Annotated in this window: 17 protein-coding genes; 1 reads left to right on the top strand and 16 read right to left on the bottom strand. The window is 39.5% G+C overall.

Annotated features, from left to right (window positions below; genetic code table 11):
• The 13 genes from LQ201_RS17705 to surE form a co-directional block, all read right to left on the bottom strand.
• Entirely contained in the window at window positions 1–1,404 is a 1,404-nt protein-coding gene (locus tag LQ201_RS17705) for a DUF1080 domain-containing protein (RefSeq protein WP_230144721.1), read from the bottom strand.
• A gap of 165 nt (window positions 1,405–1,569) precedes the next feature.
• Entirely contained in the window at window positions 1,570–3,858 is a 2,289-nt protein-coding gene (locus tag LQ201_RS17700) for a GH92 family glycosyl hydrolase (RefSeq protein ID WP_230144720.1), read from the bottom strand.
• Window positions 3,859–3,893: 35 nt separating this feature from the next.
• Window positions 3,894–4,565, bottom strand: coding sequence for a basic secretory protein-like protein (locus tag LQ201_RS17695; RefSeq protein ID WP_215125491.1), 672 nt, complete (start codon window positions 4,563–4,565; stop codon window positions 3,894–3,896).
• A 304-nt stretch (window positions 4,566–4,869) separates the two neighbouring features.
• Window positions 4,870–5,841, bottom strand: coding sequence for a basic secretory family protein (locus LQ201_RS17690; protein WP_230144719.1), 972 nt, complete (start codon window positions 5,839–5,841; stop codon window positions 4,870–4,872).
• 270 nt (window positions 5,842–6,111) lie between these two features.
• Window positions 6,112–6,987, bottom strand: coding sequence for an ROK family protein (locus tag LQ201_RS17685; RefSeq protein ID WP_230144718.1), 876 nt, complete (start codon window positions 6,985–6,987; stop codon window positions 6,112–6,114).
• Between the two features lie 57 nt (window positions 6,988–7,044).
• Window positions 7,045–9,312 carry a GH92 family glycosyl hydrolase gene (locus LQ201_RS17680; protein ID WP_230144717.1) on the bottom strand — a complete coding sequence of 756 codons (2,268 nt, stop codon included), beginning with the start codon at window positions 9,310–9,312 and terminating at the stop codon, window positions 7,045–7,047.
• A 109-nt stretch (window positions 9,313–9,421) separates the two neighbouring features.
• Entirely contained in the window at window positions 9,422–11,866 is a 2,445-nt protein-coding gene (locus LQ201_RS17675; RefSeq protein WP_230144716.1) for a glutaminase family protein, read from the bottom strand.
• A gap of 272 nt (window positions 11,867–12,138) precedes the next feature.
• Window positions 12,139–13,779, bottom strand: coding sequence for a RagB/SusD family nutrient uptake outer membrane protein (locus tag LQ201_RS17670; RefSeq protein ID WP_230144715.1), 1,641 nt, complete (start codon window positions 13,777–13,779; stop codon window positions 12,139–12,141).
• Window positions 13,780–13,789: 10 nt separating this feature from the next.
• Window positions 13,790–16,840 carry a SusC/RagA family TonB-linked outer membrane protein gene (locus tag LQ201_RS17665; RefSeq protein WP_230144714.1) on the bottom strand — a complete coding sequence of 1,017 codons (3,051 nt, stop codon included), beginning with the start codon at window positions 16,838–16,840 and terminating at the stop codon, window positions 13,790–13,792.
• Between the two features lie 344 nt (window positions 16,841–17,184).
• Window positions 17,185–18,189: a LacI family DNA-binding transcriptional regulator gene (locus LQ201_RS17660; protein WP_230144713.1), complete on the bottom strand. Its 1,005-nt coding sequence runs from the start codon at window positions 18,187–18,189 to the stop codon at window positions 17,185–17,187.
• A gap of 247 nt (window positions 18,190–18,436) precedes the next feature.
• Window positions 18,437–19,549, bottom strand: a complete 1,113-nt coding sequence (gene lpxB / locus LQ201_RS17655; protein ID WP_230144712.1) for a lipid-A-disaccharide synthase — start codon at window positions 19,547–19,549, stop codon at window positions 18,437–18,439.
• Window positions 19,550–19,701: 152 nt separating this feature from the next.
• Complete coding sequence (locus LQ201_RS17650) at window positions 19,702–19,962, bottom strand: stationary phase survival protein SurE (RefSeq protein ID WP_230144711.1); 261 nt, start codon at window positions 19,960–19,962, stop codon at window positions 19,702–19,704.
• Window positions 19,963–19,986: 24 nt separating this feature from the next.
• Window positions 19,987–20,832, bottom strand: a complete 846-nt coding sequence (gene surE, locus LQ201_RS17645) for a 5'/3'-nucleotidase SurE (RefSeq protein ID WP_230144710.1) — start codon at window positions 20,830–20,832, stop codon at window positions 19,987–19,989.
• 222 nt (window positions 20,833–21,054) lie between these two features.
• Here surE and LQ201_RS17640 point away from each other — a divergent pair, with 222 nt between their 5' ends.
• Window positions 21,055–23,988, top strand: coding sequence for a pitrilysin family protein (locus LQ201_RS17640; protein ID WP_230144709.1), 2,934 nt, complete (start codon window positions 21,055–21,057; stop codon window positions 23,986–23,988).
• Window positions 23,989–24,401: 413 nt separating this feature from the next.
• Here the strand turns inward: LQ201_RS17640 and LQ201_RS17635 are convergent, their stop codons facing one another.
• Genes LQ201_RS17635 through LQ201_RS17625 form a run of 3 tightly spaced genes read right to left on the bottom strand, consistent with a single transcriptional unit; the run spans window position 24,402 to window position 25,730 of the window.
• On the bottom strand, window positions 24,402–24,884 hold the full coding sequence (locus LQ201_RS17635) for a hypothetical protein (RefSeq protein ID WP_230144708.1): 483 nt from the start codon (window positions 24,882–24,884) through the stop codon (window positions 24,402–24,404).
• The gene (locus LQ201_RS17630; RefSeq protein ID WP_230144707.1) at window positions 24,874–25,437 is read right to left on the bottom strand and encodes a peptidoglycan-binding protein; all 564 of its coding nucleotides are present in this window, start codon (window positions 25,435–25,437) and stop codon (window positions 24,874–24,876) included. Before LQ201_RS17630 ends, LQ201_RS17635 begins: the two co-directional genes overlap by 11 nt.
• Window positions 25,356–25,730 (bottom strand): hypothetical protein, encoded by a 375-nt coding sequence (locus LQ201_RS17625; protein ID WP_230144706.1) that lies wholly within the window; start codon window positions 25,728–25,730, stop codon window positions 25,356–25,358. The genes LQ201_RS17630 and LQ201_RS17625 overlap by 82 nt, the downstream gene beginning before the upstream one ends.
• Between the last annotated feature and the right edge of the window lie 53 nt (window positions 25,731–25,783).

The raw sequence follows: 25,783 nt of genomic DNA, 5'->3' as shown, positions 1-25,783 counted from the left end.
TTAAAACAAAATGGTATAATTTAACTTAGTTCCAATAGCTACGATAACTTCTTTCTTGCCATCAACTTCTCTGATTACTGGTTTAGCAGAACCTTCAGCAAGTTGGATATAGTAAGATTTATCATCAATCAGGTATAAACCTTTGGCTACTTCCTCTATATCAGAAGCGGTTGCCAATAAGAAATACAGATCTTTTGATGGTTTATCAACAGCAATCTCCCTCGTTAAACCTTGTCCATTTTCCATCACCTTAACGGCATCTATAACATTTGTTCCATTAATGATGTACTTAAACTCCGGACGGTCTTGTTTATCCATTACATAACCTTTGGTTCTGAAACCAGTACCAGCAGTATCAGCTATCCATTTAGCCTGATCGTTCGCTAATTTTGCAATGGCCAAAATTGGTTTTTTAGTGAAACGGGTAACACTGCCCAATGCACGAGAAGTTCCATTTCCACGGCCATCCCACATTGGTGTAGCATCGATAAAATCGCCATGCCATCCCTGTAATAATGTACCATTATCTAAATCGTAGCTATAGGCAACTTTTTCTGGTCCGCCTACCGAAATAGCATGTACCGAACGTACTCTTGGCGCAACATCAACAAAACTTCTGATCATGTTGTTGCTTGCTGCTTCAATGTAAATTGGATCTGCCCCACCGTTTTGGTTTGGTTTTGGAATTTCTGATAGTTCGTTAATCTGGATATTTCTGAACGCTACCGAACCATGATCGCCCTGTAAACGTAAAGGTCCTTTTGCTTTTTCAGCTCCTGCAGCTCCTCTCGTTGCACCAAATAACTCAACATTTTCGTGAATCACCACCCCGTTTAGTTCTGCACTGATAATTTTAGCATTTTGCGTTTTCTTTCCTGATGCATCAAATTTTGGTGCCTGGAAGATAATTTTAATGTGCTGCCATAAACCTGGCGCTTTACTTGCATTTTGACGGGGAGCAACACCTCCAAACCCTTTTTCGGCTTCAGGTTTGCTATCGTCCCAACGTTGGTAAATACCACCATTGTTTGATGAACTTGGGTTTTTCAGTCCCCATGCGTCATCAATCTGAATTTCGTAATTACCTTGAAGATAAATACCAGAATTTGTTCCTTTTGCAGTTAAATAATCTAATTCTACTGCTACGTCCCCGTATTCGTTTACGGTATATAAGTCAGAACCCGCTTTTTTTGCTGTAGATTGATTAATCAATATCCCTCCACCTTTGGTTGTTTTTAAAACATTTTCGGCGTTTAGGTCGGCCACCACATTTTGAGCGATCGACCATGAATTTGAAGGATTTTTAAAGGCTGAAAGATCTTTGAGATCAATACGCTGGCCAAATGCCAACAGGGTTCCGCAAAGCCAGAAAATGGCTGTAAAACCCGTCTTTGAAATATTCATATACTTGGTTTGTTAGTTTTAGCCCAATCAGGACTAAAGGTTTTTCCTAAATATGAGACTGTATCATAAAGCGTCAACTTAATCCATCCTTCTACAGGCTCTCCGTAGGAGTCCTTTAGACAGGATGAAAATTCTATATTTATGATACAGTCTCTATTGTTTTTTCTATTTTTCTGTTGATAATGAATAAGGGAAATCAGCCGGATTTGAACCTCTGGTTTTATTCGGCGTTGCTGTCATATTGAAGTTTAACACCGCACCTTTTTGCAAACCACTATGGCTGATCCAGTTTTTAGAATATGGTTTACCGTTCATCTGTAACGACTGAACATAACGGTTGTTATCGCTATTGGCAGCTGCATTAATCACCACAGTTTTACCATTTTCTAAAGTAACAGTTACTTTTTTAAACAAAGGAGCACCCAAAACATACTGATCAACTGCAGGTGTTACCGGATAGAAGCCCATTGCCGAGAAAACGTACCAGGCAGAAGTTTGCCCGTTATCTTCGTCACCACAATATCCATCAGGAGTAGGTTTGTACATTCTGTTCATGGTTTCTCTTACCCAATATTGTGTTTTATAAGGCGCACCACCGTAGTTATACAGGTAAATCATGTGCTGGATCGGTTGGTTACCATGTGCATACTGGCCCATGTTTGCAATCTGCATTTCGCGGATTTCGTGAATTACACCACCGTAGGCACTCTCATCAAATACCGGAGGCATAGAGAACACAGAATCCAATTTGGTTACAAATTTACTATGGCCACCCATTAATTTGGCTAAGCCATCAACATCCTGAAAAACAGACCAGGTATAATGCCAGCTGTTGCCTTCGGTAAATGCACCGCCCCATTTAAATGGACTGAATGGGCTTTGGAAAGTTCCATCCTGATTTTTACCGCGCATTAAACCCGAAGCCGGATCGAAAAGATTCTTGTAGTTCATGGCTCTTTTCTTATAAATATCGATCGCCGAAGCCGGTTTGCCTAAAGCTCTTCCCAATTGATAAATGGTAAAGTCATCGTAAGCATACTCCAATGTTTTAGCGGCATTTTCATTCTTTTTCACATCGAAAGGCACATAACCCAATTCATTGTAATATTTAACACCATCGCGACCAACGGCTTCCATAGGGCCCTCGTTGTTTGCGCCATGTTTTAAAGCCTGCCATAACGTTTCAATGTCATAACCGCGCATACCTTTGATATAAGCATCAGAAACTACCGAAGCAGAGTTGTTACCCACCATAATGTTTGCATAACCCGGACTGCTCCACTCTGGCAACCAACCGCCTTCTTTGTAATCGTTGATTAAGCCTTGTTGCATTTCCTTGTTGATTGAAGGATAAACCAGGTTTAAGAATGGATATAATGCCCTAAAAGTGTCCCAGAAACCCGTACCAGCGAACATGTATCCTGGTAAAACCTGTCCGTTGTAAGGACTCCAGTGTACAATCTGGTTTTGTGCATCAATCTCATATAATTTATTCGGGAAGAATAAGGTACGGTACATCGCTGAGTAGAAAGTACGGGTTTGATCAATCGTACCCCCTTCAACCGATATTTTACTTAAAGTTTTGTTCCAAGTTGCTCTGCCTTTTGCTTTCGTGGCATCGAAACCATCGCTAGCTAATTCTCTTTTTAGGTTCAAATCGGCCTGTTCAAAACTGATAAATGAAGAGGCTACTTTTGCAATTACCTGCTCGCCTTTTTGTGTGGCGAAACCAATAACAGCGCCGGCATGATCTACAGTTAATTCTAAATCTTTATCGTTAAGTTTTTTATCATCCCAGGTTTTAGCCAATTTGAAATCTTTGTTGAAATAGATTACAAAGTAATTTTTGAAATTTTTAGGCAGTGGACCGCGGGCATATTTAGTGGTATAACCGATAATTTTTCTTTCTGCCGGTATAATTTTAATGTAAGAACCTTTATTCTGTGCATCTACTACCACATAAGCGCTATCCGTTTTAGGGAAGGTAAACCTGAACTGCGCAGCACGTTCTGTTGGGGTAATTTCGGTGGTTACATCAGCATCGGCTAAATAAACACTGTAATAATATGGCTTAGAAACCTCTGCTTTATGGCTGAACCAACTGGCACGGTCATCATCTGTGAATCTTAATTTGCCAGTAACAGGCATAATTGAAAAAGCGCCGTAATCGTTCATCCAGGGCGAAGGCTGATGTGTTTGTTTAAAGCCGCGGATTTTGTCGGCATCGTAAACATAAGCCCATCCATCGCCACTTTTACCGGTTTGTGGCGTCCACATGTTCATTCCCCATGGCAAACCAATTGCCGGATAGGTGTTTCCGTTAGATAATGATGGCTTGGATGCCGTCCCCATTAAAGGGTTTATCCAATCTACCGGATCTGTAATTTTGCCTATTGTTTGCGCGAAGCTGGTTGACGCCGCAACACTCAATAAAGCGATAAATAATCTTTTCATTTGTTGTGTTTGTGTTTTATATGCTTGTATTTATTTTAAACTTCCGAATTTTTAACGTAATCTGCCCAAAGCGCATCTAAATCTTTACCCGTTAATTTTGTCCAGATATCTTTGGTATAAGTGTGGTCTCTTAAAGAAGCGTCAACCGTTTTGATTATACCCGGTTTTACACTTTTCTCCATCCAGGCAAAAAAACCTGCAGTAATGCGGTAGCTATTTTTATAACTATGTTCTGGTTTTAAAGCAGGTAGCGACCATTTGGCACCTTCATTATCTACGCCAAATTTATAGCGTGCATAATCGGCAATACCTTCTGTTAACCAGCCCGGGCCAACACTTCGGCCATAATCTTGTACAATGTGCATTACCTCATGGGTTACTACATCAATGTCTTCAGGATGTTTCACCATCCAGATCGAACTGAAGGTTACTTTACCATCAGCAGTTGCCGCCACGCCTTTGTAAGCTGTATCTACAAAAAATTTCACTTCTTTTATGGTAGCTGGATTATACGCTTTGGCCAGTTTTGGGTAAACTTCGAAAAAAGTTTTGATTAACCGTTTCTTCAATTGAGGGTCTAATTCCTTAAAATTGCTCTCGAACGATAATGTATAACCACTTTTCTTTGTGATTTCCTGTGCTTTTAAATGAGCTGAAAAAGCCGAAACAAACATTAGGAAGATTGAAAAAGTAAATATTTTTTTCATCTGATTATATTTTTATTGTGATGGATTGTTACTTTGGTTAGCCTGTTTAGTTCTGCAAAATAAATATAATATGTAAAACGATTTAGTAAATGATCAAAAATTTTACTTTAGTGATGATTATTTTTACAAAGCAGAGGTCGTCATTTTCGAGCAACTTGCAACAGAGTCGAGAACCCGAAGGCTCAGCGAAGCTAATCTGTATAGATCGATCTCTCCTCCGAAGGAGTTCCTTTGGAACATTCCACTGCGTTTCATCCGATAGCTATCGGATCGAGATGACGACCGTTCCATCTAGATAAATTTCTTATTTTTTGCTGCTGTAACTAAGGCTTACCTTTTGTGGTTCTTTGCTATAATCTTCCCATAGTTGGTCGATAGTTTTCCCGGTTAAGGCTGCCCAAGATTCTTCCTTGTATTGATGCGCTCTTAACTGTTGATCTAAAGTAGCAATTAAGCCAGGTTTCACATTTTGCTCCAACCATGCAAAAAACCTTGCGGTAATGCGGTAACTATTTTTATAACTCTGCTTTGCATTATAATCCGGCAAACTCCATTTCGAGCCTACATTATCAACACCATATTTATAACGTACATAATCAGCAATACCTTCGGTTAACCAAACCGGGCCAGCACTATAGCCATAACCCTGAACAATGTGCATGGTTTCGTGTGTTACCACATCAATATCGGTTGGATGCGCTTTCATGTAAGCCGCACTAAACAAAATTCTGTTTCCGCTTGCTTCTGCAACTGCTTTGTATGCTGTATCTACCACAAATAACACATCGTGCGTAGATTTATCGTTAAATGTTTTAACCAGGGTTGGATAGATTTCGAAATAAGTAGCAATTAACTTCTTTCTTACCGTTGGATCTAAATTTGGATCTTTGCTAATAAAGGTTAACTCATAACCTTTGTGTTTTTCTTTACTGTAAGAAACCCAGTTTTTTGAAAGTGCATTAAATAGTTCTTTATCGATCTTAGACTGCGATTTACCTTTTACCCAACCGCTGTTAACCTTAATTTCTCCTGCTTTGGCTTTAATGGTTTCGGTTTCGTTGTTGGCAAATGTTAGCTCAACCTTTCTCTTGGTACGATACCCATCGGCCATGGCAAATTTTGGGTAAACGTGGATAAAAGCAGTATCCAATCTGGCTTTGGTTATGGCATCAGCTATATTGCTTTCACCGTTGAAGGTTAATTCATAACCTTTATTCTGTGCAAAAGTACTTATAGCGCTCGCCAGCAACGCGATTATTAAAAACTTCTTAATCATGGTTTGTTGGTGTATTTTATGAAATATTTTAAAAATTTAAACGTGATCTAACGCCATACTAAAACGTTTTATCAAGCAATAATAAGCATAATATCGCAGATGAAAAATTAATTCCATTTTTTTAATAAACTGAGACAAAAAGATCAATAACTAAAATACACGAATGATAAACAGGATTGCCATGAAAAAGGGCATTACGCTGTAGAGAAAGACAAAAGAGGAACAGACTGCAGGTCTAGTTATGTTAAGTCACCTGCAGTCTTCTCCTTATTAAGTTAAGCTTAAATCGCAGCAACTTGCAGCACCAATTAACGCTGCATGTTCTTTAAGTTCGGATATTTTTATTTCCGTGTCGATGTCGTTACCTTTTAAGGTTGCGATCAACTCGGGTGCAAAAGCACTAAAAGATTGCGCAATATTACCACCAACAATCACAGTATCGATTTTGTGTTTCTTAATAATAGGGATCAGGAACTGGGCAAGATTATAACCAAATTCCATAAATACCCGGGTAGCAAAATGATCGGTTTCTACCATTTCCACCAATTCTTTCACGCCATCTACCGTTTTACCGCTAAGCTTGTTAAAACGTTTTACGAACCAGCGCGTAGAAAGGTAATCTTCCGCAATTCCGTCTAAAAATTCGGAGTTCCAGAGGTCAGCATCAAAAGCTTTATCATTGAGACAAAGCGATGATCCCAGGCCCGTACCAAGCGTTAAGCCCAACACACTGGCATTTCCTTTGGCAGCGCCTGCAAAAACCTCACCTTGTAAAAAACCTGCTGCATCGTTTATAAAATGAATATGCGCTGCAGGGATATCCAACCTTTCAGCCAGTTCTTCCTTTACATTGATCTGGTAAAGTGATTTAAACTTATCCTGGTCTTTAATTAATGAAATGCCTTCACTATAATTAAAAGGACCAGGCATGGCAATCCCAACATTCCGGGCACCGTTTTTAATGTTTTTAAAAGCCTTATTGATGATATCGCACCACGCGGATAAAATCACTTCTTTACTCTCCTGCGAATTCACAGGGCTACGTTTGATGGAATCCTTCACCAAAGTTCTCGTTTCTAAATCCACCAATGCGGCCGTAATATGCGAGCCGCCAATATCTACACCTAATGCAACAGGCTTTTCCATTCTATATATATTTCTGTTATCTATTCTTTATAATCTGAATTAATTCGCCAAAAGTAGCTATTTACTAAGTGAAAATGGCTTATCTTCTTCTAATCCCCCCCTATTTAACGAAGGTTTAACATTCATCTCTAATTTTAACACCCCTCCTTTTAACAAATCGCTATGGTTTATAAAATTTTTGGTGTAATTTTTACCATTTAAGCTTGCCGATGTTATATAAACATTGGCAGCATTATTGGCGGGTGCCTCAATCACGAATTTTTTGCCGTTTTCTAAATTAATAGTCGTTTTTTTAAACATTGGGCTTCCTAAAACGTACTCCCCCGTACCTGGAGTTACGCTGTAAAACCCTAACGCGCTTAACACATACCACGATGAAGTTTGCCCCTGGTCTTCGTCTCCAGGATAACCATTTTCTGTGGCATTGTACAGTTCATGCATCACCTTACGGGCATAAAACTGGGCCTTCCAGGGTTGGTCGGCATAATTATACAAATACACCATATGCTGTATCGGTTGATTTCCATGTGCATATTGACCCATATTGGCCATTACCATTTCGGTCATTTCATGGATCATCCCGCCATACGAACCCACATTTACTTTATTAGGTTCGCTGAAAACAGAATCGAGTTTGGCGATAAAATTACTTTTCCCTCCCATCAAATTAATTAAACCTTTGGTATCTTGAAAAACCGACCATTGCCAATGCCAGGCATTTCCTTCGGTGAACGGGCCTCCCCATTCCGTTGGGTCGAAATTTGGCGACCATTTTCCTTCTGCGTTCCTACCCCTCATAAAACGGGTAGAAGGATCATAAACATTTTTATAATTGAACATAGGTTTCTCAAAAACCTTCATATAATGCTTATCTCCAATCATTTCTGCCAAATGGTAAGCGCAATAGTCATCGTAGGCATACTCTAGTGTTTTGGCTGTAGCTTCTCTGTATTTTGGATAAGGTACATAACCTAATTGGTTATATTCTGTTACGCCATCCCTACCATTTGCAGGGCCCCATGGCCCCTTATTCATTGCTTCGTGATAATAAGCATCTAGCGCCTTTTTCGGATCAAACGTTCTGATTCCTTTCGCCCATGCATCGGTTAACAAAGAAATAGCGTGGTTACCAATCATACTTCCAGCTTCGCTGGGAAAAGACCACGATGGCAACCAACCACATTGCTCATAGGCATCGAGCATGGCCTGCATATAGCGACCGTGCATTTCTGGCTGCACCAGTGTGTTTAGTGGAAATTGCGCACGGAAGGTATCCCAGAAACCCGTATCGGTAAACATATATCCATCATGCACTTTACCGTCATACGGACTAAAGTAATATGGTTTTCCGGCTTCATTTATTTCATAAAACTTTCTGGAGAACAGGCTTGCCCTAAAAAAGCAAGAATAAAAAGTTTCCATATCTGCTTTAGATCCGCCTTCTACTTCTATCTTGCCGAGCGATTTATTCCACGCCGCAGCAGCATGGGCTTTGGTATCTTCTAAGGTCTTATCATTGCCCAGTTCTCTTTTTAAATTAAGTTCGGCCTGTTGTAAACTAATATAAGATGAAGCAGTTTTCACCTGCACCTTTGTACCAGATTCGAACTGTACAAATGCACCTTTTCCCAATCCTTCAGCAGAAATAGAATCTTTTGCAATAGTATTACGTTTATTCTCCCAGGTACCGTAAGATTTAATCGGTTGATCGAACTGAATTACAAAATAACTTTTCCAACCTCTTTTAAAACCTTCGCCATTGTTTACCCAACCCGTTATTTTATTTTCTTTAGGATAGATCTGAACACCACTTAATCTGTTGTATCCGTCTAAAATTAAAAAGCTTCTTTTGCCTTTTGGATAGCTGAACCTGAGGTGTGCGCCACGCTCTGACGGTGAAATTTCGGTGGTAATATCATTTTCGAATGTTACCTTATAATAGTTTGGTTTAGCAATCTCGTCCTGATGACTAAATTTAGTTTCGCGTTTATCTTCATTTACTATCAGTTCATCAACCATTGGCATTAAAGAAAATACGGCATAGTCTCTCGTCCACGAACTGCATTGATGCGCTTGCTGAAAGCCTCTGATTTTATCTTTAAAATATTGATATTTCCAACCATCGCCATTTCTACCCGTTTGGGGTGTCCAGGTGTGCATACCAAATGGCAGTGCGGTTGTTGGGTACGTATTCCCCCTGGTAAGTTCGTGCTTGGAGTTTGTGCCCTGAAGTGTGTTAACGTAGTGAACCCAATCTTTCTGCTGCGCCATTAAACTTTTGGCAGCAAGGCAGCATAAAATGGATGCGATTAATTTAAATTTCATTTGTTTGTGTGTTTATTCTTTCCAGCTGATATAACCAAGACCAGTCTGCGTATTTAAAAAATCAGCATTTGTGAGCGCAGTTATGCGCTTACAACCGCTGATTATATGATTATTTAATATTCCATTTATCGGCTAACATCTTGATGAAATAACCGCCAACAACACTTCTCGCCTGAAAGCCTGTCATTTTCCCATTGGTAGTTTCATGCCAGTCGCTCAATGGCACCTTACTCTCCGTTTCGGTTGCAAAACGATATATCGGACTTACAAATTTTTGAAAATCGGCTTGGTTATCAGCCAAAGTGGCTGTCCACATAATCCAATCAGATTTGGTGTAAGTTCTACGGCTGTCCAACGGTAATCCGAAATCTTTTTGTTTGGTTAAATAAAAGTTAATTTCCTTTTTGTATACTTCTTTAGGAAAAAGATCAAGTTTTAAAAGTTTGTCCCAAACGAGGTTGTACTTCTGGCTCCAGGTATTTTTATCATTAAAAGTTAAAGCGTAATGATCGCCATCATCGGCAAGTTTCATCCAGTTCTGGGCCATCTGTAAGGCAGCTGTTCTGTATTTTGTAGCTATATCGGCCTTGCCTAATAATTGCGCCATTTGTGCATAAGCGCCTAAAGCGACAATGGCTTTAACCGATAAATTCGAGTTTCTGGCCAAGTGGCCAGCAAAATCGTCCGTACATAATTGATTGGCCGGATCGAAACCTTCCCTTAGCAGATAGTTTGCCCATACAGACATTACCTCCCAATGTTTCTCGGCATACTTTGCATTTCCTTCAGCTTTGGTTATGGCAGCTGTTAAGATGATCATATTACCCGCCTCTTCTACTGGCATATCTTCACCATAGGTTTGGCCGTTGGCTAAAGGATAAGTACCTAAATCATGTGCGGCAAATGGTTTCTCCCATTTTCCGCTTTCTGAATAATAGAAAATACCATTAAGCATTCCTTTTAACAATTCCGGATTGTACACTAAAAATTGTGGTGCTGACGGATAAGTTACATCCACTGTATTGATTGATCCATTACTAAAATTTTCTTTCGATAGAAACAGAATATCGCCATTTGGTGCGTATACAATTTTGTGCGCCGCAATAGCCTGCCTATAAGCCAGTTTACATAGATCTGCATATTCTTTGCCACCTGCTTTTTCGGCGTCGGTGTATAGTTTGGCATCAAAGATGGCACACTTGGTTTTTAACGAAGGGTATTGGGTATTCGCCTCGGCCAGCTGATCTTCGAATTGCTGTGAACCAGCCTGTCGCCAAACGGGCTGTAGCTTTTCGCCAAAGTATTCAACCGATTTTAGGTCATCATAGCCCAATATCATATATTTATCTACCGGGCTTGAAGAAACCGAACCGAAAGAAATAATACTGCTTAGGTTTAGGTTTTTCGAATTTAAAACCTGTGTTTGTGTTGGATATTTGGAATCGACGAAACTTTTTAAGCTTTCGTTCTGCTTACCTATAAATTGAGTGGCATTAAACTTAGCGGGAACGGCCACATATAAATAGCCCCAATCGATACGCAGATCATCGCCCCGTTTCTTTAATACTGGCTGTTCTACAGTCCCTGTTTTTAAGATGGAGAGATTGTTCTTCGAACGCTTCCAGGCCGATACACTTTGGCTTGGTGTATTTACAGCCAGGTTTGATGACGCGCCAAAGAAAATATCAACATTATGCGGCTTAGCATCAGTAGATTTTACGGTATAGTTGATATAACTGATCGGCCTGGCGGTTAATTTAATATCGTTAAGCAATAATGGGGAGGTAAAAGCTACCTGTAATTCTACATGGCCACAGCTAAAAGTATATTTGGTAGTGGTGGCCTCTATGGATACGTTGGTTTGAGTGGCGGGAGCAATTTTTATCTTGTCTGCAGCTTCTTCTACAAGCCCGGCATCTAAATGCCTGCCACCGGCTGTATTTTTGCAATGGATGGCCAATACATTTTTTCCTGTTTTTAAAATACCATCTTCAATTGGCACATAAATATAATCAGAAACCCATCCATTCTTTTTGTAAATTACTTTACCGTTTAAATAAACAATTACATTATCATCATGATTGAGTTTTAAGTATTTTTTTGCAGCCGATACATTGTCTATATCGAAGGTTCTTCTAAAATAAAGATTGTCGCTATTCCATTTTGTTTTGGCAGAATTATCGTCTCCAAAAGGGGCTTCGGCTTTTTTCCAGGTGTTATCGTTGTAACTATCGCTTTCCCAACCTGCTTCAGGTTTGTCGAAACTGTAACTCGCCTGATATTTTAAAACATCAGCAGCAGGGAGTATTTCTTTGAAGGTTTTGCTTTCTTCGCCTAAAAACCGATAAAACTTACCATCTACTTTAATAACACCTATCAAAGATTGCTCTTTCCCTGTCCAATGTTTAGTTACCGATTGGTTAAGCCCATCACCGAAAGACCAAATACTAAAATATGCATCATGTGTAATTAAGGGATAAGCGGGTGCTTTATCTTGTGCTTTTGTAATTAAATTAAAAAAAAGACAAAGTGCTACTAAGGAAAGTTTTCTCATAAATTAATATTTGGTTCGTTCATAAATCGTTTTACCTAATTTTCCCGGCTAGATTTTCTAATTCTGATCACAGAAAAAACGTAAAAATGACCGTAAATTAAGTGGATTATTGCTGCTCGGTAGTCGATTAAAGTAAAACGTTTTACTAATTCAATATTAATAAAAAAATGTACATCTTTTACCCTTTAAATTCGTAACATATAGGTTACAAAGAGCTTGAGCAAAAATAACAAAAAAAGGTGCCCAAATTGGACACCTTTTTTTGTTATTTTTTATTGATAACCAGGATTTTGTTTTAGATTGGTATTCAATGTTAATTGCCTTAAAGGAATTGGGTAGAGCGCCTTTGTCGCTGTTGATGGCGTATGATCCCACCAGCTACCTGATGCAAATTTGCCAAAGCGGATCAGGTCATCTCTTCTCATGCCTTCAAAAATAAACTCTCTTCCCCTTTCAGCCAAAAGCTCATCTAAAGTTAAACTTGTTGTAGTGTAGGCACGGGTAGCAAAATCTGCCTCACTAAACGCGCGTTTTTTACAATCGTTAATTAACTGAACAGCTTCTGCTGTAGCTACTCCCCCATTTTTACGCATAATTGCTTCTGCTTTAGCAAAATAAATCATAGTTAAACGATAGATATTCCAATCGCCATTGTTGTAATTCACATCAATGGCAGGCACTCCGCCAGGGCCAGGAAACTGATTACCTAATTTATATTTGTTAAAACGTACACCAGAATTTTCTTCACCTTCGCTCATGTTGCTTACAGTAGAGCCCACTTTGTTTTTCCTGATATTATCAACAAATTCCAACTGCGATCCATTGTATTCTTCAGATGCAAGAACTGGTTGGGTTGGAGCAACAAACTGGAACATAGGCCCTTCTAAAAGCCAACCTCTTTTTCTCAAGTCAGCGTCTCCGTAAGTTGTAAAAACACCGGGAATCAACACAATACCATCGTTACCATTTCTACCACCACCATAAATTTGCTGTTGTTTAAAGTGATAGAATTCTGCTGGCCAAGAAGGCTGAAAATTGGCAATTGAATAATTATAAGCAATAGAGAAAATAACCTCTTTAGATAAGTCGTTTGTGGTTTTAAACTGGTCGGTAATGTTAGGATCAAGCGCCATAACGCCGTTCTGTGCTCCTGCTTCGCCAGAGATTAGTTTATTTGCTGCAGCAATGCAATCATCCCAGCGTGGAGTCCCTGTCCATACCTCTGCATTTAGATAAAGTTCTACCAACATGGCATAACCAGCAGCCTGGCTTATCCTGCCCACCATTGCACGTGAAAGTTTAGGTGCTTTATCGATATTGGTTTTGATCTCCGACTCGATAAAGTTGAATACCTCTTTTCTCGGCATGGTTTCAGGCCTTTCAGGAAACCCTACTTTGGTTACTACAGGGATATTTCCAAACAGATCCATTAATTTAAGATAATGAAATGCCCTTAAAAGTTTTAATTCAGCAATATAAGCTTCCTTTTCCACCTGCGTAATGCCCATCTGTCCAATATCACGTTTTTCGATATTTTCAATCGGATCATTACATAAGCCCATTCCCCAGTTCATTAATACCCATGCCTGGTTAATTCCACCTTCATCAACGGTCCAGGTATGGTAATGTAACCTTTTCCATTTACCTCCATCCTCACCATGGCGGCCTTTGGTAGGCCATGCCAGTTGATCACCAGATAATTCGGCAAGGCGCCACCAACCATCCTGGCCAGATGGGGTAACCCATGCATTTGCGTGTGTATAGGGTCTTAACACGGCCGATAATACCTCTGTTTTGTTATTATAAAAATTATCAGTTAATAACTGATCGTATGCATTTTCATCAAGTTTGGTACAAGCACTAATGCTTAATACGCCAGCAAGCATACCATATATAATTGATTTATTTTTCATTTTTAAGTTTTTAGAATCCAACATTTAATCCGATTACAAATGATCTGGTACTTGGGTATGGGCCTCTTGTATCAATACCTAAACTCTTACCATCAATTTCGTTTCCGATACCATTATCCTGTACAAAATCAGGATCATTTCCGGTATAACCCGTAATGGTTCCAAGGTTTTGTCCGGTTGCATAAAGGCGCAGCTTGCGGATGTACTTATTCTTAAATTTAAAGTTGTAACCTAAAGTAACCTCATCAAGTTTAACAAAACTTCCACTTTCTAAATAGTAATCGGAATACATGTAGGTATCGTTAATATCTTTGTATTTATCGAAAGTGCTCCTCAATAAATTACCAGACCATGTTCTGTTGGCGTAGGTTAATGCCGTGGTGTTTAATACATCAAAACCAAATTTACCTCTCAAAAATATACGAAGGTCGAAATTCTTATAGGTAAAGCTATTTGTCCACGAAGCATAGTATTTAGGAATGGCGTTACCGATAACGGCTAAATCTGTTGCATTTAAATCGTTGCGTGAGGTATTGATCTGGCCATTTAAAACCTTTTCGCCGTTTCTGTTATAGAATAACCATTTGCCTTCAGGTGTGAAACCAGCAAACCTTTTCCCATAGAATTCGCCGATTTTTCCGCCTTCAAATATGGTAAAGGCATCACCCAAATCTCCCGCACCGCCAATGCCTCCGCGGGTAATAAATTTAACTTTAAATACATCATTTGAGTAGCTATCCAGCTTATTGCTTAATGTACTTGCTGTAGCATCCATGTTCCAACTGAAGTTATCATTTTTAATTACCATGTAACTTAAGCCCAACTCTATGCCTTTAGAGGAGATCTGACCAACATTGGTTTGCAGATTATCGCGAACGTACGGTGGCTGAGGTGTTGTATAACTATCCAGAAGATCTTTTGTTGTTCTTTTAAATACATCAATCGAACCCGTTAAGCGGCTGTTAAGCAAGGTAAAATCTAAACCGATGTTTGCCTCCTGTTTACGTTCCCATCTTAAATTCGGATTTGGGTTTCTATCTGGTCCATAAGTTTCGTAGTAGTTACCATCAGGATATAGGTATTTACCGCCACCGCCAAGCGTAACACGGGATACGTTATTAACAGTAGGTGAATTACCGGTAACCCCATAACCAGCCCGTAATTTCAGGTAGTTAACAAAAGGAATATTTTTCATAAAACTTTCTTCAGTAATATTCCATCCGGCAGAAACAGCAGGGAAGTTACCCCACTTGTTATTTGCCCCAAACCTTGATGAACCCTCTCTTCTTAAGATAAACTGAACCAGGTATTTATTATCGAAAGCATAGTTTACCCTTCCGAAGAATGCAATTAAAGTATTGTCGTTTTTACCGCTGGCCATTGTTGCTTTACCAACACCCAATGCAGCTCCCTGTGATATATTATCCTCATGAAAAAGGTCGTTGATGAACCCGCGGTTAGACAGGTTTGAGCTCTCTTCCATATAATAACGGTAGCTATAACCTGCCAATGCCGTAATATTATGCTTTTGAGCAAATGTATTGGTATAATTTAAGGTAGGTTCAAGCGCGTAAGCCTGTGAAAGAAAATCTCCTTTGTAAGCATAACCGCCATTAGGGAAATCGGTATTTTCAACAGAGTTCTCACTGGCTTTTAAGCGGTATTGACCATCCACATATGAATTTCGCACTACCGACCCAAAAATTGAAGCCTTTAATCCTTTAATGATATCTAAATCAGCCTTTACGTCACCAGAAGTCGTTTGCTGCTTTCTGTAATTCGTTTCCTGGAATAAACGCGCATACTCGTTGGTACTCGTTAAATCAAAACGATATGAACCATCTGGTTTGAAGTTAGAAAGCGTAGGGTTTTTTGCCGATTCACTTTCCCATCCGCCACCGCCCAATAAATTGGCTTTATTAAAATTGGTAACCAAGTTCATCTGAATATTCAAGCGGTCATCCAATCCTTTCTGGTTTACATTTAATCTTAAGGTGTATTCCTCTCTACCATTCTCTTTAGCAATACCTTCTAAATCGCGATAGTTTAAACTCGCTCTGTAGTTTGTTTTATCGGTTCCCCCGCTGAAAGAAAGATTGTGATTCTGCGAAAGATTATCGTGATTGATCAAATCATTATAAAAGTCGGTTGAACTACCAAAATTCTGCTGTTTAATCTGTCCTGATGTTATTTTTTCGCGATATTCGTCAGCGGTTAAATAATCTGGACGGTTCTGCAGATATTCCTTTCTCAAATAACTAGAATATTCGAACACGCCAGGGCCTGCTTTACCCTTCTTGGTCGTAATCAAAATTACACCGGCATTGGCGCTGGTACCATATATTGCTGCTCCCGAACCATCCTTCAATACATCGATTGAAGCAATATCGTCCTGCTGCAATAAATCTGGGTTACCACCCGGTATGCCATCAATTACAAATAAAGGACTACGACTTCCGGTCACCGTTACGGATCCCCTAAGCTGTACAGAAACACCACTATTTGGATTACTACCACCTGGTCTGGTTAAGTTTAAACCGGCAATTTTGCCCTGGATAAGATCTAAAGGATTTCTTGATCCACTTTGTCTAAAATCTTCAATACCGGCATGGCCTACTGCAGAAGTAGTTTCTTTAATGCCCTGTGTACCATAACCAACAGCAACAACGGTTACCTCCTTTAGGTTTGTATTTTTTGATACTGCAAATTTTACGTTGATAACTGATGATTGGCCAACAGTTATATCTTGGGTATCGTAACCAATATAAGTAAAACGGAGCACCTGCCCCTCACTGGCTTCGATAGCAAATTTACCGTTAGCATCGGTAACAGTTGTTTTACCTGTTGTTTGGTTTTTGATACCTGCCCCTGGAACTGGCAGGCCACTATCATCCACCACTGTTCCGGTAACATTCTTTTGCGCCTGAACCCGCCCATTGAGCTTGTTATCATTCAAGAACCTCCGTGTACCTTCCCACTCCAAATTCATTGAAAACGCCGGACTATTTAGCAATATAATTGCAGCAGACAGCCCCGTGATTTTAAGTAAATTAATTTTCATTAACGGTTTTGTTAAATTATAAATTGATTAGTTATTTTTTTTCCTGGTAATATTTTATCTGCTATGGAAATGACCGGATGGATTAGTTGCCGAACATTTTCAGGTATCTTATCGATTTAAAAGGTTTGATTTGATCATGATAGAAAAAACTCCGGCGACCAAAATCTATTTCTGCGGTTTGGTAAAAACGGTTAAAATCCAGTAAGGAGCTGCTGTAATTCTCATAATAATAGATCGGCTATGCTAAAACGTTTTAGTCGGTCAATTATAAGAATTTTAAATTATAATAAAACGTTTTAGTAAGTAAAAAAAATATTACAATGCAGCGAGGGATGATTTTTTTCCTAGTCTCTGATGACTAAACGGGCGGGGATAATTACCTCTTCAACAGGCGATTTACCTTTTGAAGAAAGCTGATTTAAGATGAGTTTAATAATGGTTTCAGCTATTTCTTCCAGGGGTTGTTGGACAGCAGAAATACGGGGGGTATGCAGTTCGAATGCTTCATGGTCATCATATGCGATAACTCCTAAATCATCTCCTACTTTTTTATTGATTTGTTTTAATGCTTTTAAACCACTAATTGCTAAATAATTGGTTGCAAATAACACTGCATCGATTTTTTTATTTTCGAAGAGTTCTTGAATCTGAGCAATCGTTTCGCGCTCTTCCTGATTAAAGTGGATCTTTAAAACCAGGTTGTCATCATATTTGATTCCATTATCTTCCAGTGCTTTTTTATAACCATCGCATCGCTCTATAATTTGTTCCACATTTATATCAGTGGTAACCAGGGCGATATTCTTTTTACCCTGATCGATAAAACTCTGTATGGATTGGTGCGAGGCATTAAAATGATCTGCGCCAACATAACTGGTATTAATGTCTGACAAATTTCTATCGAACAGGATTACCGGGTTACCATCATCAAGGAGCATTTGTATATCTTCTTCTATTCCTTTTATCGGAGAAATGATATACGCATCAACCTTGCGCGATTTGAACATGTTGATCAGTTCTTTCGCTTTATCTACATTGTTTTCGGTGCTGGAATAAATGATTTTATAGCCTCTTTTATAGGCTTTGTCTTCGATTAACCTTGCAATCCTGGAGAAGAATGAATTGGAGATGTCTTCGATAATTAAACCGATGATATTGGAGTTACCAGTTCTTAAGCTTCTTGCAATCTGATTAGGCTTATAACCGCTTTCTTCGATAATTTTTTCAACTTTCTCTATTACTGCTTCGCTTATTGATTTCTCTTTTGCTTTACCGTTAATAATGAATGAAACTGTGGTAATGGATACATTTGCTTTTACGGCTATATCTTTAATAGAAAGCGATTTCATCTGGTTGGAGTTTCTTTAAGTTAATCAATTCAAAGCTAAATAAAAATTGCAGCTTTTAATTTTTTGCCCATTATAAAGACGCAATTTAACATTTTTTATGTTAATCGTTTTAGAAACACTTGTTAAAGGATGGTACAAGGTAAATATGAAAGCTTAAAACAACAAAAGGCGCCATTAAAGCGTCTTTTGTATCAAAATTAATATCCTGTAAAAGTAAATAAGTTCATCATCAGGCCCCTCTATCCTGTTAAATTGTTTTGTGCAAATAGGTCGTAATCAATCTGGCCGTTTTTGCCGAAGCGCCTGGTTTTCCCATAAGTAAAAGCAGCTCATCATAATGTTTTAACATCTCATTCCTGCCCTCGCCTGTCAAGATAATTTCGAGTTCTCCGTTCACCTTTTGGGTGTTACAATCTTCCTGGATAAGTTCGGTTACAATCTTCTTGTTTACAATAAGATTAACCAGTGAAATAAACTTAATTTTTACCAACATCCTGGCAATGGCAATTGAAATGGTTCCACCCTTATAAATCACCACTTGTGGCACTTTAAACAAAGCAGTTTCTAGCGTAGCTGTTCCTGAAGCAACAATTGCAGCATGCGCATGGTGCAATAAATTATAGGTACTGTTAAAAAGCAAGTGAATTTTTTTATCTCCCGTAAACTGGCGATAATAACTTTCGGTAAAGGTTGGTGCGGCTGCTATGGCGAAAATATAATCGGGATGGTTTTCGGTAACGCTCAACATCACCGAGAGTAAACGTTCTATTTCCTGCTTGCGGCTACCAGGCAGCAGGACGATAATTTTTCCATCTCCCAATTGATGGTTTTCCCGAAAATTTAGATCTGGCGTAAACTGCGCAATTTCGTCTAATAATGGGTTGCCTACATAATCTACCTGCATGCCCCATTCTTTGTAGAAATCTACTTCGAAAGGTAAGATGCAGAACATATGGTCGACAACTTTTTTGATTTTCAGCACCCGTTTTTGGTTCCATGCCCAAACTTTAGGCGAAATATAATAACATACTTTAATGCCGTTGGCCTTTGCAAACTCCGCGATTTTTAAGTTAAACCCCGGAAAATCGATCAGGATCAGTACATCGGGCTTCCATTGTATAATATCGTTCTTGCAGGCTTTAAGATTTTTGAAAATGGTCCTTAAATTTAGAATTACCTCTGTAAAGCCCATAAAAGCCATATCGGCATAGTGTTTAACCAACTCGCCACCCTCGGCCTGCATTTTATCCCCCCCGAAATACCTGAACACAGCTTCGCCGTCCTCCGCTTTTAAGGCTTTCATTAAGTTGGCGCCATGTAAATCGCCTGAGGCTTCTCCGGCTACGAGGTAGTATTTCATATTTTCTTATGTTATAACAAAGTCGTCATTGCGAGGAGGCACGACGAGGCAATCTTTTATGTTATTGTCTATCCTTTAATTCTCCGTTGTTCTGGAAAGATTGCTTCACCCCAGCTCACCATCCCCTTCTTCGGTTCGCAATGACGCCCGTTTTAAAAAACTTTATAAGCAAAAAATACAAAAGCGCATAAAAACGTTGCGGCCAATATACCCCTGCCAATATTTTCTTTATTGTATTTAAAAAAGTATTGCATGGTATAAGCATTTATGGCAATACCACCAATATATAACAAATCTGCTTTGGCGAGAGAAGCTACATGAGCAATAATGTACCAGGCAATGGAACAAAATACTGCTGGCACAAGCAAACCAATACCCAAACCTATCCACACCGAATTATTTAATTTTTTCAACCGATCAATCATAATGGCAAGCGCTTAACCTAAATTAATGCCATCTGGCGCTGAAACTTTAGTGCCGGCGCTTGTAGATTTAGCCGCATTGTTACCAATAAAATCCCAACTGTTTATGGCTTGTATGGCATGGTGCGCCGTTAAATCAAACTTGACCGGAACAATAGAAATATAATTGTTTTCCAATGCCCAAACATCAGTATCTTCTCCTTTGTCGAAATTTTCGAAAACACCGGTTAACCAATAGTATGGCCGCTTGTAAGGATCAGTTCTTTCATCAAATTCTTCCATCCACTTCGCATTGGCCTGGCGGCAAACCTTAACGCCTTTTAGGTGATCGCCTTTTGGGAAATTCACATTTAACAAGGTTCCTTCTGGTAAACCATTCAACAAAACCTGCTCACAGATATTTTTAATGTATTTTTTGGTATGACTAAAATCGGCATCAGCTGCAAAATCATCTAATGAGAAACCAATAGATGGAATTTTTTCAATTGCGCCTTCTACTGCTGCAGACATGGTACCTGAATAAAGTACATTAATCGAATTATTTAGTCCATGGTTAATTCCCGAAACGCATAAATCAGGTTTTTTACCTTTAAAAATCTTATTTACAGCAATTTTAACACAATCAACCGGGGTTCCACTGCATTTATACATTTCTACACCTGCATAAAGATCAACCTTATCAAAACGGATAGGTTTGCCTATGGTAATGGCATGTCCCATTCCGCTCTGCGGACTATCTGGTGCAACCACCACTACATTGCCCAGCTCCTGCATTACTTCCATTAAATTCTTTATGCCCGTAGCTGTAATCCCGTCATCATTTACAACTAAAATATTTGGTTTTGTGCCCTGCTTTGTCATGCCGGTAAAAATACAGATTATAAATTCAAGGCACAATAAGCCATGATTTATATGCTAAAATCATTTATTCCTAGATTTTTAGTTTTGAAATCAAAATTATTTCATTCCCTGCCAGAAAGCATATATATTTGGATAAATAACTTATTAAAAATGAAGGCTGTATTTAAGATCACGCTTAAAGCAACAGCTACACACTCATTATCATAAACCAAAACCAATTCAATGAAATTCAAACTATTTACTTTGGCTTGTTTTCTAATTACAGGTGCTTTAGCGAAGGCGCAAACCACCTATCAATGGAAAACAGGAACATCTGGCGGCTTTAGCTACAGGTATGTAACCAACGATCCGACCAAAACACGTTTTTATACTTTAAAAAACGGTTTGACAGTAATTTTATCTCAGAACAATAAAGAGCCAAATATTACCTATAAAATGGCCGTAAGAGCGGGCAGTAATACCGATCCGCGTACCAATACCGGCCTGGCGCATTATTTAGAACACCTTTTATTTAAAGGAACGGATAAATTTGGAACCTTAAACTACGCCAAAGAAAAACCGCTTTTAGATAAGATCGAAGCACTTTACGAAACGTACAACAAAACTACCGATCCGGCCAAACGTAAAGAGATTTACAAGGAAATTGATAAAACTTCGGGCGAAGCTTCTAATTATTCTATCGCAAACGAATACGATAAAATGATGAAATCGATCGGGAGCAATTCTACCAACGCCCACACCGCGGTAGAAGAAACCGTGTACGAGGAAGATCTTCCATCAAATGCCATTGATAAATTTTTGGCCGTACAGGCAGAACGTTTCCGTGCCCCTGTTTTCCGCATCTTCCATACAGAGTTAGAAGCTGTTTACGAAGAGAAAAACATCGGTATGGATAACGATGGCCGTAAAATGTATGAAAAAATGCTGTATGCTTTGTTCCCGACACATAACTACGGACAACAAACCACCATTGGTACCATCGAGCATTTAAAAAATCCATCCTTAATCGAAATCAGAAAATATTACAACAAATATTATGTGCCCAATAATATGGCCTTAATTATGAGCGGCGATATTAATTATGATGATTTAATTAAAAAAATCGACAAGGACTTCGCTTATATGGCACCTAAACCTTTGTCGCTTTACAACCCGGCACCAGAAAAACCATTAACACAGGTTCAAACAGTTGACATTTATGGCCCAAGTGCCGAAAATTTATATGTTGCTTACAGGGGTTTTGCTCAAAATACACACCAAAGTTTATTGTTAGATTTAATCGGCAGCATTTTAGCCAACGGTAAAGCGGGTTTAATGGATATCAACATCAATAAACAGCAAAAAATGTTGCGGGCAAGCGCTGGTTATAACTCGATGAAAGATTACGGAATCTTCATTTTATCTGGCTCACCTAAAGCCGGCCAAAGTTTAGAAGAAGCACAAAAATTATTGTTAGAACAGGTGGAACTGCTTAAAAAAGGCGAGTTTGATGAAAGCCTGATTAAAGCAACTGTTGCAAACATCAAATTAGCAGAGTTACAAAGTTTCGATAATAACGATGTGCGTGCAGATTTCGCGATGAATGCCTTTATCCAAAACCGTGGTACCGAGTGGGATAAAACCCTGGCATCAACCGATGCAATGGCTAAAGTAACCAAAAAGGAAATTGTAGATTTTGCCAATAAATTTTTCGTCAACAACTATGTTTCTATCTTAAAACATAAAGGCGAAGATAAAAGTATTGTTAAAGTAGAAAAACCAGCCATTACCGCGGTAAAAACCAATGCCAATGAGGTTTCTCCATTTACGAAAGATATTATTGCTGCGCCGGTAAAACCCATAGCCCCTAAGTTTTTAGATTATACCAAAGACCTTAATTTCGGTAAAGCCGGCATTGCTGATGTAATTGCGGTTCAAAACACCGAAAACGGAATTTTCCGTTTAGGCTACCGTTTTGATATGGGCTCGTACAACTATAAATTGTTGCCTTATGCCGCTCAATATTTGGCCTTCTTAAGTACCGATAAATATTCGGCAGAAGATATTAGTAAAGCATTTTACAACATTGCCTGCAGCTATAGCATAAACGTAGGTACCGATGTAACCACAGTTTCCATCAGTGGTTTACAAGAAAACTTTGATAAAGCTGTTGCCCTGGTAGAAGATGTACTGGCCAATTGCAAAGCAAACGAAAAAGCCTTAGAAGATTTAAAAGGCCGTTTGTTAAAATCGAGAGATAACGCAAAATTAAACAAATCATCAATTCTTGGTGGTTTAATGAGTTATGCACAGTACGGTGCAGATAATCCTTTCAATTACGGATTAAGCAATGATGAGATCAAAAATATGAAATCGGCAGATTTGATCTATATCTTGCACAACCTTACCAATTACAAACACACCATTACTTATTATGGCCCTAAAACTTTAACCGCATTTTCTGCTGATATTGTAAAAGCACACCCATTGGCCAAAGCATTTACTGATGCCGCACCAATCAAAAAATTTGTATACACCAAAACCGATTCGACCAAAGTTTACTTTGCCGATTACGATATGGTGCAGGCAGAAATCCGTTGGGTACGCAACGGTGGCTTGTACGATCCGGCCAATGCTGCAAAAATCGCCTTGTTTAACAACTATTTTGGCGGCGGCATGGGCTCAGTAGTATTCCAAACCATCCGAGAATCTAAAGCTTTGGCTTATTCTACTTTTGCAGTATATTCTTCTCCAAATACCAAAGAAAAAGAAAATACCATTATTGCTTATGTAGGTACACAGGCCGATAAAATGAATGAAGCCGTTGCCGGTATGAATGAGTTATTAACCACTTTACCAGAGTCTGATAAATCATTTGCATTATCAAAAACCAACTCGTTAAATGGCCTGGAAACCAGCCGCATCACCAAAGATGGAATTATCTATAGCTATTTGGCCGATAAAAAATTAGGTTTCGATCACGACTCGAGAGCTGATGAATACGCCAACTTAAAACCATTAACTTTTAATGATGTAAAATCATTCCACCAAACCAATCTTTCGGGCAAACCTTACAGTTATTGTATCGTAGCCTCAGAGAAAAAAATCAACATGGCCGATTTAGCAAAATTTGGTCCGGTAACTAAATTAAGCCTGGAGCAGATTTTTGGATACTAATAAGCTGAAAGACCAAAGCTAAAAGTCTAAAGCTGAAAAATCAAAGCGATTCCCGGAACGGGGATCGCTTTTTTTGTTAATTGGTTAATTAGTTCATTGGCCATTGGTTCATTGCCTAGGGGTTATTTAATTTATCTTAACTGTCAGCTTAAGTCTTGGATAATTTAAGTAATGTGAAATAAATGCTCCCCTTAAGCTGGTTTTACAGGGAGCATTTTAATATCCAGGCGAAGACCCGTTTTTCTCATTTGCCAGCAAGCCAGACCCATACCACAACTTGCCCTATGTACATCAAGGTTACTGATTAAGGATCTTCCTTTTACTGCTTTTCTGTTTAACAGGATTTTTTCGCCCTTGCTTCGAAACTATTTTCGGCACTGTAGCGGAATTTCCCCAATAGTGGCATTTAATGTTCAGGTAAACAGCCGTTTTCTTATTAACCAATAAGCCAGGCCAAGTGCCGCCACCAGCCCAATGCACATCGCGGCCCAACGTGGCTTCCTGCTTTTATCTATGTGCTGCAACTTCTTTTTTACCTGTTTGCTTTCAAGGCTGCGCTTTTGGCGCTGAAGCTGGTGGCTCGCTTGCTTTTGCTTATGAAGGGTCTTCCTTTTACCAACTTTCCCGCTTACCAGAACTTTTTCGGCCACTCCTTCGAAACCATTTTCAGCACTGTAGCGGAATTTCCCCACTGGGGTAATTTGTACCACATATTCGCTATTACTGGTATCGAGTAATAAGGTGTTTTCTTTTGCCCAGCTTTGCAGATCGGTATGTTCCTGGTAATCGCTGTTCGATTGAAGGTTTTCCGTATGCAGCGTCTTCTTGCTTTTTAAGCTCCCACAGGCCGAAAGCAGCATATTACAGGCCATCAATAAGATTAACTCAGTTTTCATTGCCCGCTCCTTTCTTGCTGGTCCAATCGGCAAAGTATTTCATGGCTTTTAATGGCCGCCGTTTGCGGTACACCCCATCGCCTTCCCGGCTGCCCGCTATATTGGTATTCCCTTCAATGGTAATGAGCCAATCGCCCTCCTGCCGCTCCACCAGGCCACAATGGGCAATGCGCTTTAGGTGGCTAAAGTAAATGCCGAATACCACTGCAGGGCCTATCTCTTTGGTACGTTTATTTAACGGAAATAAGGCCGGGCTCCAGGGGGTGCGTGGTGCGCGGTACCCGGCCTGGCCAAAAACCCAGCTTACAAAAGCCGCACACCAGGGGCTGCCCTGTTCAACACCTGTATAACGCAGGTACGCAGCTACCCGGGGCCCATCGTTATGGCCTGAAACTTCGCGCACGCCTATTTCGTTTTTTGCAATGCACAACAGTTTGGCCCTATCGGCAAATGCCCGGTTCGGCGCCTGGTTTATGTTATAGCGGCCAGGCAGGCTATCCCCGCTAAAAAGAGCAAAGCAAACGATGCCCAAAAAAATCTTAACTGTTGCCATGATGTAAGTTGTTTAAAGCGTAAAACCATATCTGTTAAATTAAGCAGGCCTAGGCCGAGCCAAAAGCGGTACAAGAGCCACCAGGAAATTTGCAATAAGGCCACATAACACAACAGGCCGAGCATAAGCAACTGCCAGATGCCTGCATCCAGCAGGGCAGCGGTGGGTTCGAAGGTCCTTAATAAATTGGGGAGTGTAAGCCAGCCCAAAACCAAAATGGTGGCCAGCATCAGTTTTTCGAGTATTTGCCTTTTTGGCATCAGTGCCGTTAAAGCCAGTTTTAATGTTTTCATATCTCTTCTTTTTAAAAAAGCCCAAACCTGCGGCTTTGCAAGGTTTGGGCGGG

Source organism: Pedobacter sp. Bi126 (genome assembly GCF_918698245.1).
Lineage (GTDB): Bacteria > Bacteroidota > Bacteroidia > Sphingobacteriales > Sphingobacteriaceae > Pedobacter.
This window is presented reverse-complemented; position numbering and strand designations above follow the sequence as displayed.

Excerpts from the sequence above, each read along its gene's own strand:
- LQ201_RS17690 (WP_230144719.1), bottom strand. The coding sequence starts at position 5,841 with ATGATTAAGAAGTTTTTAATAATCGCGTTGCTGGCGAGCGCTATAAGT.
- LQ201_RS17635 (WP_230144708.1), bottom strand. The coding sequence starts at position 24,884 with ATGAAAACTGAGTTAATCTTATTGATGGCCTGTAATATGCTGCTTTCG.
- LQ201_RS17705 (WP_230144721.1), bottom strand. The coding sequence starts at position 1,404 with ATGAATATTTCAAAGACGGGTTTTACAGCCATTTTCTGGCTTTGCGGA.
- LQ201_RS17625 (WP_230144706.1), bottom strand. The coding sequence starts at position 25,730 with ATGAAAACATTAAAACTGGCTTTAACGGCACTGATGCCAAAAAGGCAA.
- LQ201_RS17665 (WP_230144714.1), bottom strand. The coding sequence starts at position 16,840 with ATGAAAATTAATTTACTTAAAATCACGGGGCTGTCTGCTGCAATTATA.
- lpxB (WP_230144712.1), bottom strand. The coding sequence starts at position 19,549 with ATGAAATACTACCTCGTAGCCGGAGAAGCCTCAGGCGATTTACATGGC.
- LQ201_RS17700 (WP_230144720.1), bottom strand. The coding sequence starts at position 3,858 with ATGAAAAGATTATTTATCGCTTTATTGAGTGTTGCGGCGTCAACCAGC.
- LQ201_RS17660 (WP_230144713.1), bottom strand. The coding sequence starts at position 18,189 with ATGAAATCGCTTTCTATTAAAGATATAGCCGTAAAAGCAAATGTATCC.
- LQ201_RS17675 (WP_230144716.1), bottom strand. The coding sequence starts at position 11,866 with ATGAGAAAACTTTCCTTAGTAGCACTTTGTCTTTTTTTTAATTTAATT.
- LQ201_RS17695 (WP_215125491.1), bottom strand. The coding sequence starts at position 4,565 with ATGAAAAAAATATTTACTTTTTCAATCTTCCTAATGTTTGTTTCGGCT.
- LQ201_RS17640 (WP_230144709.1), top strand. The coding sequence starts at position 21,055 with ATGAAATTCAAACTATTTACTTTGGCTTGTTTTCTAATTACAGGTGCT.
- LQ201_RS17680 (WP_230144717.1), bottom strand. The coding sequence starts at position 9,312 with ATGAAATTTAAATTAATCGCATCCATTTTATGCTGCCTTGCTGCCAAA.
- surE (WP_230144710.1), bottom strand. The coding sequence starts at position 20,832 with ATGACAAAGCAGGGCACAAAACCAAATATTTTAGTTGTAAATGATGAC.
- LQ201_RS17685 (WP_230144718.1), bottom strand. The coding sequence starts at position 6,987 with ATGGAAAAGCCTGTTGCATTAGGTGTAGATATTGGCGGCTCGCATATT.
- LQ201_RS17630 (WP_230144707.1), bottom strand. The coding sequence starts at position 25,437 with ATGGCAACAGTTAAGATTTTTTTGGGCATCGTTTGCTTTGCTCTTTTT.
- LQ201_RS17670 (WP_230144715.1), bottom strand. The coding sequence starts at position 13,779 with ATGAAAAATAAATCAATTATATATGGTATGCTTGCTGGCGTATTAAGC.